The 14,665-nt window shown below is 41.9% G+C and carries 13 protein-coding genes; 12 read left to right on the top strand and 1 reads right to left on the bottom strand.

Annotated features, from left to right (window positions below; all coding sequences use genetic code 11):
• From AC3LHT_RS03635 to AC3LHT_RS03605, 7 genes are all read left to right on the top strand, one after another.
• The coding region (locus AC3LHT_RS03635) for a DUF4230 domain-containing protein (RefSeq protein ID WP_488662012.1) at positions 1 to 602 on the top strand (602 nt) is incomplete at its 5' end.
• An 87-nt stretch (positions 603 to 689) separates the two neighbouring features.
• Complete coding sequence (locus AC3LHT_RS03630; RefSeq protein ID WP_290668260.1) at positions 690 to 1,916, top strand: L-cysteine desulfidase family protein; 1,227 nt, start codon at positions 690 to 692, stop codon at positions 1,914 to 1,916.
• 57 nt (positions 1,917 to 1,973) lie between these two features.
• Positions 1,974 to 2,792 carry a DUF4382 domain-containing protein gene (locus AC3LHT_RS03625; protein WP_488662011.1) on the top strand — a complete coding sequence of 273 codons (819 nt, stop codon included), beginning with the start codon at positions 1,974 to 1,976 and terminating at the stop codon, positions 2,790 to 2,792.
• A 43-nt stretch (positions 2,793 to 2,835) separates the two neighbouring features.
• Positions 2,836 to 3,447 (top strand): hypothetical protein, encoded by a 612-nt coding sequence (locus AC3LHT_RS03620; RefSeq protein ID WP_488662010.1) that lies wholly within the window; start codon positions 2,836 to 2,838, stop codon positions 3,445 to 3,447.
• Positions 3,444 to 4,136 carry a response regulator transcription factor gene (locus tag AC3LHT_RS03615; protein ID WP_290647108.1) on the top strand — a complete coding sequence of 231 codons (693 nt, stop codon included), beginning with the start codon at positions 3,444 to 3,446 and terminating at the stop codon, positions 4,134 to 4,136. Before AC3LHT_RS03620 ends, AC3LHT_RS03615 begins: the two co-directional genes overlap by 4 nt.
• On the top strand, positions 4,126 to 5,430 hold the full coding sequence (locus tag AC3LHT_RS03610; protein WP_488662009.1) for a sensor histidine kinase: 1,305 nt from the start codon (positions 4,126 to 4,128) through the stop codon (positions 5,428 to 5,430). Before AC3LHT_RS03615 ends, AC3LHT_RS03610 begins: the two co-directional genes overlap by 11 nt.
• A gap of 36 nt (positions 5,431 to 5,466) precedes the next feature.
• Positions 5,467 to 7,833, top strand: coding sequence for a Lon protease family protein (locus tag AC3LHT_RS03605; protein WP_290647110.1), 2,367 nt, complete (start codon positions 5,467 to 5,469; stop codon positions 7,831 to 7,833).
• A gap of 25 nt (positions 7,834 to 7,858) precedes the next feature.
• Here the strand turns inward: AC3LHT_RS03605 and AC3LHT_RS03600 are convergent, their stop codons facing one another.
• The gene (locus AC3LHT_RS03600) at positions 7,859 to 8,851 is read right to left on the bottom strand and encodes a phospholipase C/P1 nuclease family protein (protein ID WP_290647111.1); all 993 of its coding nucleotides are present in this window, start codon (positions 8,849 to 8,851) and stop codon (positions 7,859 to 7,861) included.
• A gap of 134 nt (positions 8,852 to 8,985) precedes the next feature.
• Between AC3LHT_RS03600 and AC3LHT_RS03595 the strand changes: the two genes are divergently transcribed.
• The 5 genes from AC3LHT_RS03595 to AC3LHT_RS03575 form a co-directional block, all read left to right on the top strand.
• On the top strand, positions 8,986 to 9,615 hold the full coding sequence (locus AC3LHT_RS03595) for a hypothetical protein (protein ID WP_290647112.1): 630 nt from the start codon (positions 8,986 to 8,988) through the stop codon (positions 9,613 to 9,615).
• An 87-nt stretch (positions 9,616 to 9,702) separates the two neighbouring features.
• Positions 9,703 to 10,965, top strand: a complete 1,263-nt coding sequence (locus AC3LHT_RS03590) for a 2-hydroxyacyl-CoA dehydratase subunit D (protein WP_488662008.1) — start codon at positions 9,703 to 9,705, stop codon at positions 10,963 to 10,965.
• Positions 10,962 to 12,716: an acyl-CoA dehydratase activase gene (locus AC3LHT_RS03585; protein WP_488662007.1), complete on the top strand. Its 1,755-nt coding sequence runs from the start codon at positions 10,962 to 10,964 to the stop codon at positions 12,714 to 12,716. Before AC3LHT_RS03590 ends, AC3LHT_RS03585 begins: the two co-directional genes overlap by 4 nt.
• A complete protein-coding gene (locus AC3LHT_RS03580; RefSeq protein ID WP_488662006.1) occupies positions 12,713 to 13,753 on the top strand; it encodes an L-threonylcarbamoyladenylate synthase in 1,041 nt (346 codons plus the stop codon). The genes AC3LHT_RS03585 and AC3LHT_RS03580 overlap by 4 nt, the downstream gene beginning before the upstream one ends.
• 17 nt (positions 13,754 to 13,770) lie before the next feature.
• The coding region (locus AC3LHT_RS03575; RefSeq protein ID WP_488662005.1) for a carbohydrate kinase family protein at positions 13,771 to 14,665 on the top strand (895 nt) is incomplete at its 3' end.

The following is a 14,665-nucleotide window of genomic DNA, read 5'->3' as shown; positions in this document are numbered from 1 at the left end:
TGATATTCCTCCTTTTTTTGCTCTACCGCGTAACTCGAAAAGTAAATATTAAAAGCACTTCCATAATTAACAGAATAGAACGCATTCCAGAGCTGAGTACAGCCAAATTGACAATCACTCAAGTTTATGAAACAGAAAAGAAAAGCATGCTCCCAGGATTGTCTGGAAAATACACGATGATAATTCCGGTTACCGTGAGGGGAATAATGAATCTTTCAAAACTTTCTGACGAAAATCTTGAAGTGAACGATTCCAATGGTATAAGACGAATTAAAATCAAACTTCCCTTACCTTATTTGGAAATCACAGTTCTTATAGAGCAATTTGCGGAACTCAAGGTAATTAACGAAAGCGGCATGCTCATTCGGCTTTTTGGGAAAAAGGATATGCTGAGTTTTCTCAAGAATAACGCTGACGAAATAAGAAATAAAGTAATAGAGGAATCTACAAAAACCGGACTCATTGAAATCGCCAAAGATGGTGCCCGGAACTTCTTCCGGGGGTTGTTGCTGGGTATGGGTTTCGACGAGGCGATAATTTACTTTCAGGAAAGCCCTCTTGATGAGCATGTAAGCCCATTAAAGATTGAAGAACGGGTTTGAGATAACACCCGTTAAAATCTTTTCGCAGGTGCTATACTATTTTTGATTGATATAGCACACTAAAAGTGCAATTTTAGGAGGAAAAGTATGTCATATTTAAAGAAATTTCTTGATCAAGAAGTTGTCCCCGCTCTTGGCTGTACCGAACCAGCGGCAGTTGCTCTTGTTGTGGCAAAAGTAAAAGAGCTTTTCAATGATGCAAAGGATCTGGAGGTTGAAGTGAAAGTAAGTACAAACGTGTTCAAGAATGGCATGTATGTGGGTATCCCCGGACTTGATGGTGAGAAGGGGAATCAATTGGCAGCTGCCCTTTCCTTGCTTTGTGGCAAGTCCAGGTATGGGCTTGAAGCCCTGAAAGATTGTTCACCGGAGTACAGCAACATGGCAAAGGAACTCATTAAAAATGGCAGGGTAAAAGTAACCTGCATTACCGACAAAGATGGAGTCTACCTTGAAGCCCATGCCAGGAACAAGTCTCACCAGGGATATTGCATAATAGAAGGCCATCACGATATGATAACCGAGATTGGTTTTGACGGCAAAGTTGTTTTCAAAAAAGACGTCTCCACTGAAGCTCTTATTCCAGCCCCTGAAAGCATCGACGAAATTTTCGAATTGGCTGAAGCTGCTTCTCCTGAAGAATTAAAAAAGGCTTACAAAAGCTATGAACTAAATAAAGACATGGCCGAGTTTGCACTGGGCAAAAGGAGATATACCTGTCTTGGTGCTGAAAATTCTATTGAATCGAAAATAAGGCGTTATTGTATTGAAGCTTCCGGTGCCCGGATGTCAGGGGTAAAAAAGCCCATTATGAGCACAGGTGGTAGCGGAAATCAGGGAATTGCTACTACAATTCCTGTAGGGCTTGTCGGAGAGAAAATTAAGGCAAGCCGCGAAAAAGTTTCAAAGGCTCTTATTCTGTCTCATTTATTCGTTAGTTATATTAAAGCAAGGCTCGGACGATTAACCCCCACCTGCGGTGCAGCCAATGCAGCTGCCCCAGCAGCGGCAGCTGGAATAACCTATCTCCTCGACGGTTCAAAAGAGCAAATCATCAATGCGGCTCAAACAGTTCTCGCTGGTGCCACTGGCATGCTCTGTGATGGGGCAAAAGAGAGCTGTGCTTTCAAAGTGGGGTTCAGTGGAAGTCTTGCCTTCAGTTCCGCTCTTCTCGCACTTGAAGGCAGGGGAGTTAAAAACAACCAGGGGCTGGTGGGAGAATCTATTGAGGAAACTCTTAAAAATATCAAAACTGTCAGCACTGCAGGAATGCCAGATATTGAAAATGTCATAATAAACCTCATAGCAAAATAGTGATTCTAATTTTATTTTAATTCCTCCCTATTAGTCTTAGGTTAGGGAGGTGAGATTATGAAGAAAAATATTTTATGGCTTCTTATCGTTTTGGTAGCTTTTGTCATTTCAGGTTGTTTCCTTTTCCCATTTAATGAGAGTGGAAGTATGAGCGTGCTTTTAACTGATGCCGTGGCGAACATCGACGATTTGGAACGCCTTGATGTGCAAATTGATGCGGTGGTACTCAAAACGGATGATACAACTTTGGTTGTGACAGATGAAAGTACCGTTGTAAACATACTTGAACTTGTTGGTGATGAAATCACACTTGCTACTGTTGACGGAACAGGAGTATATGACCAATTACGCTTTTACGTAGGTCAAGCTACGGCTACGATCAGAGGTGAAGAATATCCCATAGAAGTCAGTTCTAACAGTTTCAAGTACAACTTCAAGGAGCCTCTTGTTTTTTCAAAAGATGCAACACTGGTTTTGGATTTCGACCTTTCTAAATCCCTCAAAGTTCAGGGTAGATGGGATCCGGAGAATGTTGGCAAATTACACATGACACCTGTTATAAATATGCGCCATGGTGAGCTCTATGATGTAGAAGGAGTAGTTACCCCTCATGCGACACCCATGCTGGTCGCACTTTTCACTGAAAGCGATGACGATGACGAAGTGTTAACAACATTTACCCATCGTGAAAATCCAAAATGGGAAAATGGAGAATTCAGGTTCCCAAAAGTAAGGGCAGGAGATTACATCTTAAAAGTCTATAATGACTACTACACCGATGATGCGTCAGAGTTTGACATAGAAGATCTAACACCAGTAGCTACAAGGTCAATAACCGTTCCTGTTGGCTATATAGAAATTGACCTTAGCAAATGATGTTGAAAGGGAGGGGGACCTCCCCCTCTTTTGAGGTGATTTTATGAAATTCATCGTTTTGATACTGTTGATGTTTTTGCCATGTGCCTTCTTTGCAGGGGCAGGCCTTGACATTGAGAAAGCATATGAAATAATAGAATCTGTTCAGCCGGATATCACACCTGAAACGAGTATTTTAGATGTAATTTTAAAACTAACTGAGAACAACACAAAAGACATTTATGCCATATATTCCAATGACGAAGGAAATTGGTGTGTAATCACAGAAAATGCTTCCATGACCCTCGACGGCACAACGCTTTCTCTTCTTGCTTCTGAAACTTTAACACAGCCTTACGATGGAAAGCCAAAAGTTTCTATAACTGATGCTCTTTCACTTATTTTCCTTTCAGAAACAGGTGAGCCTCAGGCTATATTTTTGGAGGAAGTGAACACCCAATTAACGTGGCAGATACTGGCCGAGAATTCAATTGTGACTGTTGACTCCATTACGCCCGCGATACTGAAAAGAGAAGGACGCGAAGCAAAATTGAGGGAAATACACGAAAAGCTCATTACCCATGAGAAAAAAGAACACCCTGAAAAGCCGGTAACTCCTTCATCCAAAAAACCAGCAAAACCGCCTAAAAAAGGAAAAGAAGGTAATAAAAATTGAAAATCCTCGTTGTAGAAGATAACCAAAAATTAGCAGAAAATATCAAAGAGGGATTCGAAGCGCATAATTATCTTGTAGATCTTGCTTTTACTGGAGAAGATGGGCTCGAACTTGCACAGGTTATGGATTACGATGTCGTAATACTCGATATATTGCTTCCGGATTTCTCGGGTTTTGAGTTTTGCGCTGCACTGAGAAAAGAGAAGGCAACCCCAATACTAATGTTAACCGCATTAGGCGATATTGAAAGCAAGTTAAAAGGTTTTTCAGTAGGGGCAGACGACTATCTTCCAAAGCCATTCGACTTTAGAGAATTACTCGTACGTGTAGAAGCCCTCATACGGAGAGAGCAATCTTCGAAAAGGGAAATTTTAAAATATCGCGAATTGGAGATGGATCTCAAAAAGCGGGAAACACGCATTGAAGGCAATACTATAAAGCTAAGTGCGAGAGAGTTTGGTATACTGGAGCTTCTCATGCGGTTTCCGGGTGTTGTTTTCAGCCGGGAACAGATAATCAATAAAGTCTGGGAAAGCCATTATGAGCCTAGAAGCAATATCGTGGATGTTTATATCCTCTACCTCAGAAACAAGCTTAAGCCTTTTGGCTATGATATATTTATAGAAACTGTGGCAAGAATGGGATACCGTCTTAAAAAACTCGATGGTGATGGCTATGATGAGCGTTAAAAGGAAAATCAACTTGCTGTACCTAGCAACTTATGTTCCCCTGATTTTGCTGCTTATTTTTCTACTGATATTCTACGTTTATCGCTGGAAAAAAAGTGAAATAGATTCTGGAATAATTGCTTTCTACAATGATTTGTACAGAATATACACCCAAAAAATCCCGGGAAGCGCTTTTCTGAGTCTGCCAGGTAGTGATAAGATGGCCTTTGAGATTTATAAGAACGGTAAACTCGTGAGCAGCTTTCATGTATCACCCGGTAGCTTTTTTGGGCTTCAAGAGAAAAATTCAGCAGGTTTTGCAAATATCGAAGAATACAGAGTGTACGTCAGGAATTTGAAAATTAATGATGACCTAGTTTCCTTTGTTGTTGCGCGAAATATCGCTTCAGAGCTTAGATTTTTCAAATTCTTCTTCTTATTTCTCTTCTCCGGAACCGGTGTGGTTATCATGCTCATATGGCTTTTTGGAGAAAAAATTACTGGAAAGCTTCTCAATCCCGTTGGCCAAATTGGTATGATTTTACAGGAAATTAGCAAAGAGGGTATACTAAACAGGAGAATCGATGTAAAAAAAACAGGTGAAGAAATATCAAAACTTGAAAAGGCGGTTAACATGTCTCTTGATAAAATTGAAGAGCTCATCAATGAAATAGAAACAATCTCGCTGAATATTGCTCATGAATTGAGGACTCCACTCGCCGTCGCCAAATCTTCACTCGAAGTTGCCTTGTTCAATGCAAAAGAACCATCTGACTTTATAAAAAGCATAACTAATAGTGTAGAAGAGCTTAACAGGGTGATAGAGTTATCAAACGCACTTCTTTATATCTCGAAATTGGAAAGGGGTAGCTATACATTCGAAAAGATCGACCTTTCAGATCTGGTAGCTAGAGTTGTCGAAAAATACATGACAATCCACAAGAACCTGGAATTTCAGCTTGAATTTGAGCCAACGGTGACCTTTTCAGGCAATGAAATGTTGCTCGAATCTGCTATTTCCTGTCTTATAGATAATGCATGCAAAAACGCCACCGATAAGAGTGTGAAAATTGCACTCAAGCATTCAGAAGATAAAATCGAAGTGCTTATTTCCAACAATGGTATTCCTATACCAAAGGAACTGCGAAGTAGAATTTTTGACAAATTCGCAACTACCGACAAACAAAGCAGAGGAATTGGCCTTGGATTGTACATAAGCTCAAAAATTGTCAGTTTTCATCATGGAATGATTCGTTATGAATATGAAAATGGAAATAACGTTTTTAGGTTAATACTTCCGATGTCTTTGACATGACTTCCCGTTGCGCTATTATTTAAACGGGGTGATTTTATGAGAAAGATCAGCTGGAAGGATTTGAAACTGAATATCCGACTGCCCCGCTCCATTGATAAGGCGAGTTGCTTACCAGAATTGGAAAAGTTTATCGGTCAGGAACGGGCTCTTGAAGCCCTCGAAGTTGGTATTAGAATGAGCAGCATGGGTTTTAATATCTTTGTCTCCGGCTTGACTAACACTGGCCGTAGAACATTCGTAAGGAAATTCCTTACCAGCAAAATAAAGGATGGACGTGTTTCCAAAGACTGGTTGTATGTTTACAACTTCAACGACCCCCGATCACCGAATGTGATTTCCACTCCAGCAGGTTTGGGTTGGAAATTGAAGAATGATCTCGAAAGTTTTGTTGAAATAATGGTCACATCGGTAAAAGAGGCTTTTCAAAGTGACGACTACCAGAAAAAAGCAAACGCACTCCAGAGTGAAAATAACGAGCGAAAGAACAGCTTACTAAAAGAGCTCGTCGATAAGGCACGAGAAGAACAATATCTTGTCCAGATAAATCAAGCGGGTGTTGCTACAATTCCCCTATGGAATGATAAGCCACTTACGCAGGAAGTATATGACGCCCTGCCTGATGAATACCGTAAGGAGATTGAAAAACACGGCGAAAAGGTGAGAGAACTCGTCAACTCTTACATTCTCGAATTACGAAAGCTGGAAAGAGAATATGGCGACAAATTAAAAGAATTGAATAGACAGGTGGCTACTTTTGCCATCGAAGGGCATCTCTCAGAGCTGAAGAAAAAATACAAAGACAACATCGAAGTTACGGATTTTTTTGAAAGACTCAAAAAAGATATACTGGATAATCTCGCTTATTTCTTCAACGAAAATCCCGATGCCATGACCTTTTTCAAAAGGCGATATGCGGTAAATCTCTTTGTTGACAATTCTAAGAGCACGGGCAGACCTATTATCGAGGAGATGAATGCAACCTATTCAAATCTCTTTGGAAGAATTGAGTATGTAGCCAAGATGGGTATGCTCGATACTGACCACACAATGATACGAGCTGGCGCTATTCATCGCGCGAATGGTGGCTATCTCATTCTTGATGCGAAAAACGTTCTCAGTGAACCTTATGTATGGAACACGCTGAAGCAAGTTTTGTTCAATGGCAATTTGAGAATAGAAAATCTGGAACATCGCCTTGGGTTTGTTTCCACCGTGTCCCTGAAACCAGAGCCTATCCCTATAGATGTCAAGGTCATTCTCATCGGTGAACCATGGATTTATCAGCTTCTTACCGCTTATGATCCTGATTTTAAGAAACTCTTTAAGATAAAAGCCGAATTCGACTGGGAAATGGATTTCAATTCTGAATCAGCCGAGAAGTTCTGCCGTTTTGTCCACTCCATTGCTTCAGAAAGTTCTTTACTGGACTTCGATCGTTTAGCGCTCAAAGAAATAATAAAAAAAGCCATCTTGTTATCTGGTAATAGAAAAAAGCTCTCCATAAGATTCGGTACGTTGAAGCAATTACTTGAAGAGAGTTCTGAACTTGCGAAAATCGAAGGTGCCGCGGTTGTAAGCAGGAAATATATAGAAAAAGCATGGAATGGTATGAGAAGACGTGTCTCCCTTTACAGGGATAAAGTCGAGGAAGAATTTGAAAGATCGACTTTGTATGTTGATACGAAAGGAAAAGCCGTAGGTGAAGTCAACGGACTAACCGTCGTTGAAACTGAAGATCTGAGTTTCGGAATTCCTGTAAAAATAACAGCCAAAGTTAGCCCTGGCAGTGAAGGCATTGTGGACATTCAGCGTGAAGCAGGTCTAAGCGGTAAAATCCACACAAAGGCTTCACTGATTGTGCAGGGATATCTCCATGCCCGATATGCTCAACTGCATCCCCTTAGCCTTAACGCATATGTCTCTTTCGAGCAGGTTTACAGCATGGTTGAAGGCGACAGCGCTTCGGTAGCTGAGGTGGTGGCACTCCTTTCGGCAATCTCCGGAATTCCCCTGAAACAGAGCATTGCAGTAACCGGTTCTATAAATCAAAATGGCCGCGTACAACCAGTGGGAGGCGTTCCACAAAAAATCGAAGGCTTTTTCAGGCTTTGCAAAATAAAGGGATTCAACGGCGAACAGGGCGTAATTATTCCGCGAAGTAACCTGGACAATTTGGTATTGCCTGACAACATCATCGCGGCTGTTAAAAACGGGCTCTTCCACATCTGGACTGTGGAAACGGTAGATGAAGCCCTGGAACTGCTTTCAGGGAAAAAAGCTGGTTCTATGAATAAAAATGGACTTTATCCAAAAGGAACCTTTAATAAAGCCGTTTGTGATAAGCTGGAAAAGTTTTATAAAATTGCCCAATCTGCCATCGAAGGTAGAAAGAAGAAAAAATAAAGCTGCCTTCCGGCAGCTTTTTCTTTCACCAACCCTGTATTTCCCTCATATACAGTATATAACCTTTTACATAAGAAGCTACCTTTGAAAGCAACTCAATGGTTAACTCATCGAGTTTTGAGGTATCTTTGGTAGCCACCAATTTGTCAAGATACTCCTTTGAGGCAAAGTCCATACTACCACTTTCCAAATCTTCTCCCATGAGTTTCTTCATTTCATAGTACACCTTTGGGAGCTTTCCACGGGCATATCTTCTTAGTTTTAATGCATCTCTGCGTGGATCTTTTATCTTAACAGGTTCGGCATTTTTAATGGCTTCGACAAGAGGTTCGTAGCCTGTCCATAGCCTGTAGCCACCGTAGAAGTCATAAGCGTAGTGATAATGAGTGAAGGCAACATACCACTTATCAAAATTGAAAATGAGTTTAAAGAGCTCACAAGTGGGGGCCGGGAAAGTATGGTAAGGCATCCCAATATCCTCGAGGTAATGAATCGCTCGTGCCATGAACCTATAAGCCCAGTAAGGGTCGTTCATATCCCATACTTTTGTCGAAAGTTCTGAAAAATATTCCACACTTTTCGATACTTCACCGAGCCTTATAAACAGCAATCGATATTCCATATGTCGCCAACCCTGGCTGCCACCCGTTAATTTTTGCATTGAGTTCAAATCGAGGTCTTGGTCCATGCCCAGGTCGGGTTCATAAGAATACACTGAGAGTATCTGCCACAGCGGTGCGGTATTATCCACCGGTTTCTGATTCTGAAATACCGGCATGAAGAGGTCATCGTCCTCCCAGGGATTGTACTCCTGTCCGAGATAATCGTTGAAATTTGCTTTCTCCATGTTATACCCACGGGAGTCAATATTCTCATAAGTGTACGGTGTTATTGGTACCCTGATGTTCGCTATATCTGGCATAGTTGAAATGATGTAATAGGTCAACGCATCGTGGCCAGACCAAGCAAATGCAGTAAAAGCCAAAAGCAACAAGAAAACCGTGAAAAACTTTTTCATTAGACTTCCCCCCTCTTAAGATTTTATTTTAGCATTTATCATGTGACAATCCAAAATAACATTTCTCTTTCCCAGACTCTTCCCATTCATTGGAACTGTTAACACTTAATAATAGAATGGATTGAGGTGATTACATGAACTCCAGCTGGAGAAACCAGTATCTTGAAGATCTGCCGGGCCCTATGTCAAAAACGTACTCGAAGCTTTTTAGCGATGAAACCTTGAAAGACTACTTGATCCATTTTGTTGCAACACTTGAGGACAACGCTGTCATACTTGATATTGATTGTTCTGGCTGCGGCTTTTGGAAATTTTTGCGTGAAAATGGCATTAAAATCATTGGAATATCTGATAGCAGATGCAAATCAGTAAAACTTTCAGATAGAGGCATAAGAATCTTGCACATGGCTTTTACCGATATATCTTTTATAGGCATTTTCGGCGGGTTTCTGCTCTTGTTCGTACCAAATCTCCTTCCTCCAGATTTAAATCTGGATATTCTCAATAAAGCGCATTTAGCCTTAAGAATTGGCGGAAAAGGGCTGATTGCTCTTGAAATCGAAAACAGCGGTTCGGTATCAACTGCCATAAAGGATGAGCTTTCCAAAAAGCACCCGGCTTTGGAAGGGGACAGACTTGTAAATGATAAGTACCGGTTTGTACCGACAATCTCTGCTGTAAAGAACCTTATACGCCTTAGCGAATTTCATCTGATAAAGTACACAGTAAAATCCGGAAAAGCCTTTTTCCTCGTGAGAAAATAGCTGCCTTTTTTGTTTTCGCTTCACTGCTTCACAAATCAAACCATTGATGTAATAATTTACTTAAGCATGATAATCAGGGGGTATTGAATGTCAAAAAAAAGCGTAGTTTTTGGCAGTATTCTCAGAAAGTTTAAGGACGATCCCGCGAGGTTCAGGGGAATTTTAAAAGCCGGGATGGGGTTGGAAACCCTTAGAAGGAAAAAATTCTCCGATAAAAACAGGCCGGCTTTCATCAATACGATAAATCATCTGGCGGTTTTAGAAGTCTTCAAGGCTTTGAAGGGCAATAATGTGGCCTGGGTTAACCTTCTCGCGCCTTCTGAATTGCTTCTTGCAACCGGGATGAGCCCTGTATCAGCGGAAGGTATAAGTGGAACTATGTCTTCAATGCATCTTGAAGACCTCCCATTAAGCCTTGCTTCAAGCAATGGCATCTCCAGCAGTCTATGCACCTTTCACAGAACTTCTATTGGCACTGCTTTTTGGAAGGTTTTTCCAAAGCCAGACATCGTTGTTACCACCACAATTTTGTGTGATGGAAATGCAGGAAGCTTTTATAAGATTGCGAAATCCTATGGAGCTCCCTTTTTTTTAATAGATGTGCCCAGGGGAAGGAAACCAGAATATGTGCCATATGTAGAGCGGCAACTCTATCAGCTAATAGAATTAATTGAAGAAATCACCGCAAGAAAATTCCCCTTCGATAAATTAGCGCAGCATTTAGAGTGGGAAAAGCAGACTGTTGAAAATTTATATCGCGCAAGAAAACTATTGATCTCAAAATCTATCCCTATGCACCTATATGAGCAGATGAATGCCCTCTATGTTATGCACACTCTTGCCGGCACAAAGGAACTGCTAACAGCTTCACAGGAGCTGATTAGAGATCTGGAAGCTTCGCAAACTTCGCCTGATATCAGGCTACTCTGGCTCCATATCCCACCTTATTATGACAATGCGCTTTTCGAAACATTTTCACCAACAGGGAAAACCTGGGTCGTTACCGACGAGCTGTGGTGGGACTGGTTGTATCCTGTAAGACCAGAAGATCCTATAAAATCACTTGCTGAGAAGCTTGTGTTCAACATAGAAGCCGGCAGTGTCCAGGAGCGGGGGGAATTCCTGATAAATCTCGCCCGAGAACTGAACGTTTCAGGTGCCATTCACTTTTCTCATTGGGGATGTCGTCAATCAAGTGGAGGCGCTGGGTATCTAAAAAGCGTATTCAGTCAGGAAAAGATCCCATTTTTAGAATTGACCGGCGATTGCGTGGATCATAACTCGGAAAGTGCAGGTCAACTCAAGACAAGGGTGAGTGCTTTTCTTGAGATTCTGGGGGTGAAAGAGTGATCTACTATGCCTGCAGTTACGTTCCTTTGGAGATATTGCTCGCCAGCAAACTCCCATTTGCGAAAATAGATAGCGTTGATTATACCGAAGATCCATTAGTGCACAGAAATCTATGTGGTTATTGTAAAACAACCTTTGAATCACTTAAAGCCATGAATGATGAAGATCTTTTTATTGCCGTTGATTCTTGCGATGCTATGCGGAGAATAAACGACCTGGCACGGGATTTTTCAAAGGCCAGGATCATTCAGTTGAGACTTCCATGGAAACGCGACGATGAATCAAAAAATTTTTACAGGGATCAACTGGCGAATTTACTTGAGGTGTTATCCTTGGTAAGAGGAAGTTCCATAACACTCGAAGAGCTAAAAGAAGGTATAAAAAGGTTCAACGACTTAAAAGATTATCTGTGGCAGTTGCATCGAGAAAACCTCAAATACAACGAGATTCAAAAGGCCATAGATTTTGCCAATTCCGGGAAAAGATATCAGCCATCTTTAAAATACATTAGAAAGGGCGTTCCACGCCTGGCAGTAGTAGGTGGGATAATAAAAGACAGGGAATTTTTGAAGATGATAGAGGATATTGGCGCAGAACTCGTGTTAAATGAAACTTGTGGTGGAATGAGAGGCTTTACCGGTGAAGCATTTTCAGCTTCTGATCCACTTTATGAAATAGCCACCCGTTTAATACAGCGCCGTGTGCCTTGTGGTCGTTTTGTAGATATTGAAAGCGGCACTTCCCCATTGCAGAAAATCCTCCTGTCTCAGAAGCCCGAAGGAGTGATAAAGTTGAATCAAAAGTTCTGCGATTTTTTCGACGACTATCCTGTCCCGAAAGAAATTCCCTCTATATCGCTGGAGATAGATTTCCCATTGAGCTCCCTAGGGCAGTTGTCCACGAGAATAGGTGCTTTTGTCGAAAAGCTCAGAAAAGGAATAGCAGGGGCAATCAGCAGGAAATCCAAAGGAAAGTATTTTCTTGGTGTGGATTCGGGTTCAACAACAACTAACTTAGTGGTCATCAACGACAGTGAAGAAATACTTCTCTGGAAAATAGCCCCTACCGGTATAAATGGCAGTGTAACCGCTCATAAATTGTTGAAGGAAGCGCAAGAAGAAATGAACTTCACAGCCGATGACATCGCCTATTGCGTCGCCACAGGGTATGGGCGTGATATTGTGGATTTCGCCAATGAAACCGTAACCGAAATAACCTGTCATGCCAAAGGCGCGAGGACATTATTTCCCCATGCACAATGCATTATCGACATTGGCGGGCAGGATAGCAAGGTTATACGGCTTGATGAAAAGGGAAGTGTGGTGGATTTTAGCATGAACGATAAGTGCGCCGCAGGCACCGGGCGCTTTCTCGAAGTGATGTCGCGCGTACTCGAAAAAGACCTGGACGCCATGGCAGCTGCCGCTGAAAGAGCTCGCAAAAAACTATCGATTAGTTCAATGTGCACGGTCTTTGCTGAATCTGAAGTGGTTTCACTGATAGGAAAAGGAGAATCAATAAATGATATATCTGCTGGCCTTTTCAGATCGATATCAAAGCGTATAGTCGCCATGTACAAAAGAGTAAAGGGACAACCACCGGTGGTTTTCACAGGCGGAGTTGCCCGAAATAGTGGCATCGTGAAAACTCTTCAGGAAGAGCTTGGGGTTAAATTTCTCATCCCCAAAATACCGGATATTGTCGGTGCTTATGGGGCAGCTATTATTGGAAAAGAAAAGGTGGTTAAATGAACACCCTAAAACTAAAAATATCTCCAGAGTTGCCAGAAATGGATAAAATCGCCCGTGCGGCTGAATTTATAAAGAATGGTGAGCTGGTAGCCTTTCCCACTGAGACAGTCTATGGTCTTGGAGCAAATGCTCTAAATCCCGATGCTGTAAAGAAGATTTTTCAAGCCAAAGGAAGGCCTCAGGATAATCCGCTGATTGTGCATGTTTCCTCTCTAGAAATGGCACAAAATCTCGTGGTTGAAGACATAAATGCTTATGAGATTGCCCATCGTTTGTGGCCGGGACCAGTTACACTCATTTTTCACAAAAGACGTTCAATTCCCGATGTTGTCACCGCCAATTTGCAGACCGTAGGGCTTCGCTTCCCGGCTCACCCCATTGCTCTGAGGCTGATCGCGGCATCAGGTGTTCCCATTGCTGCTCCCAGCGCCAATTTATCCGGAAAGCCAAGCCCAACTGAGGACTGGCATGTAGCAGAAGACCTCGATGGAAAAGTGGCCTGTATCATTCTGGGAGGCAAGACACTCTTTGGACTTGAATCCACAATTATAGACATGACAGCCGAGAAACCAATGCTATTGAGACCCGGACCTGTATCACCCGAAAGGCTAAAAACGCTGCTTCCGGAACTCGTCATTTCTGAGGCCGCCAGAGCACATGGGAATTATGATGGCCCACCTATATCACCGGGAATGAAATACCGGCATTATTCCCCTGATATAGAGCTCATTCTTGTAGAAGGAAACCCTTTTGATTCATTTAAGACGATAAATGAAATCGCCTCTAACAGTAATAGAAAGGTTGCCATACTTTGTTCTGAGGAAACAAAGGAACTATATAAGGAAAAATTCGATCGGGTTATCTTGGGTTCAAGAGATGACCTGTACATAGTCGCGGCGAATCTTTTCAATGCTCTCAGGGAACTGCCCACCAGGGGATTCAAACTGCTCATATCTGAGACATTCCCGGAAAAGGGGATCGGATTCGCAATAATGAATCGACTAAGAAAGGCTGCCTGGAAGGTAGTTAAGGATTGATGAAAGAGGTGGATTAAATGCCTGATGTGTTTGGAATGGGTGAAATTCTCGTCGATAAAATACGCACAGCTGAAGGCGAGGAAAGGTGGTTGGCGGGTGGCTCGGTTTTCAATACCATGATGGATTTGCATTTAATGGGAATACGAGTGGCTTTTCAGTCATCACTGGCCAGGGATGATGAAGGGCACTTTTTGATGAACCTTCTTACTGATTCAGGGTTCCCAACATCGCTTTTTGCCACATCTGAAAAAACCCTCTATGCTTCGGTTACCATAGATGAAAATGGGGATCCAAGTTTCACAATAAAAAATAGGGATAATCTTCTCTTGAATTTTAGCAATAAACATAAGGATATATTAAAAACAACCAGAATTTTCCATACAAGCGCTTTTTCCTTGAACTATAGCAATGCCAGAGAAGCGATTCTAAAAGCTTTTAACTTTGCACGAAAGAAAGGAGTTTTTTGCTCTTTTGACCTGAACATGAGAAGCCTTGAAGGAGACATTGAGCCCGATGAATTGAGAAAAATCATCATAGAGCTGATGCTTAAGGCCGACTATAGTAAGCCCTCACATGATGATTTGCGGCTTCTTTTTCCAGCTATGAATTTGCATGAGATTATAGAACTTATAAGGGAACAAGCCCGGGGCAATGTTGTCATAACCAATGGAAGCGATCCTATAATCCATATAAAGGATAATGAAGTAAGAGAAATTGCTGTAAAAAAAGCCCCGGTTGTTGATGGTACGGGTGCTGGAGATGCCTTCAATGCCGCGGTTCTTGCAAGCGTACTCAAGGGTAGGTCATTTTCTGAAGCAATAGAATCCGGGAAGTTCCTTGCTTCAATGGTTGTAACCCATTATGGAGCTTTGGCGAGTTCAGAGGATATAATAACATTAAAGGATCGGATTT

Source organism: Kosmotoga sp., assembly GCF_982836095.1.
This window is presented reverse-complemented; position numbering and strand designations above follow the sequence as displayed.

What these genes read in the sequence shown, in the direction of transcription:
- AC3LHT_RS03630 (WP_290668260.1), top strand. Translation starts at nt 690, where the DNA reads ATGTCATATTTAAAGAAATTTCTTGATCAAGAAGTTGTCCCCGCTCTT.
- AC3LHT_RS03625 (WP_488662011.1), top strand. Translation starts at nt 1,974, where the DNA reads ATGAAGAAAAATATTTTATGGCTTCTTATCGTTTTGGTAGCTTTTGTC.
- AC3LHT_RS03620 (WP_488662010.1), top strand. Translation starts at nt 2,836, where the DNA reads ATGAAATTCATCGTTTTGATACTGTTGATGTTTTTGCCATGTGCCTTC.
- AC3LHT_RS03610 (WP_488662009.1), top strand. Translation starts at nt 4,126, where the DNA reads ATGAGCGTTAAAAGGAAAATCAACTTGCTGTACCTAGCAACTTATGTT.
- AC3LHT_RS03605 (WP_290647110.1), top strand. Translation starts at nt 5,467, where the DNA reads ATGAGAAAGATCAGCTGGAAGGATTTGAAACTGAATATCCGACTGCCC.
- AC3LHT_RS03600 (WP_290647111.1), bottom strand. Translation starts at nt 8,851, where the DNA reads ATGAAAAAGTTTTTCACGGTTTTCTTGTTGCTTTTGGCTTTTACTGCA.
- AC3LHT_RS03595 (WP_290647112.1), top strand. Translation starts at nt 8,986, where the DNA reads ATGAACTCCAGCTGGAGAAACCAGTATCTTGAAGATCTGCCGGGCCCT.
- AC3LHT_RS03590 (WP_488662008.1), top strand. Translation starts at nt 9,703, where the DNA reads ATGTCAAAAAAAAGCGTAGTTTTTGGCAGTATTCTCAGAAAGTTTAAG.
- AC3LHT_RS03580 (WP_488662006.1), top strand. Translation starts at nt 12,713, where the DNA reads ATGAACACCCTAAAACTAAAAATATCTCCAGAGTTGCCAGAAATGGAT.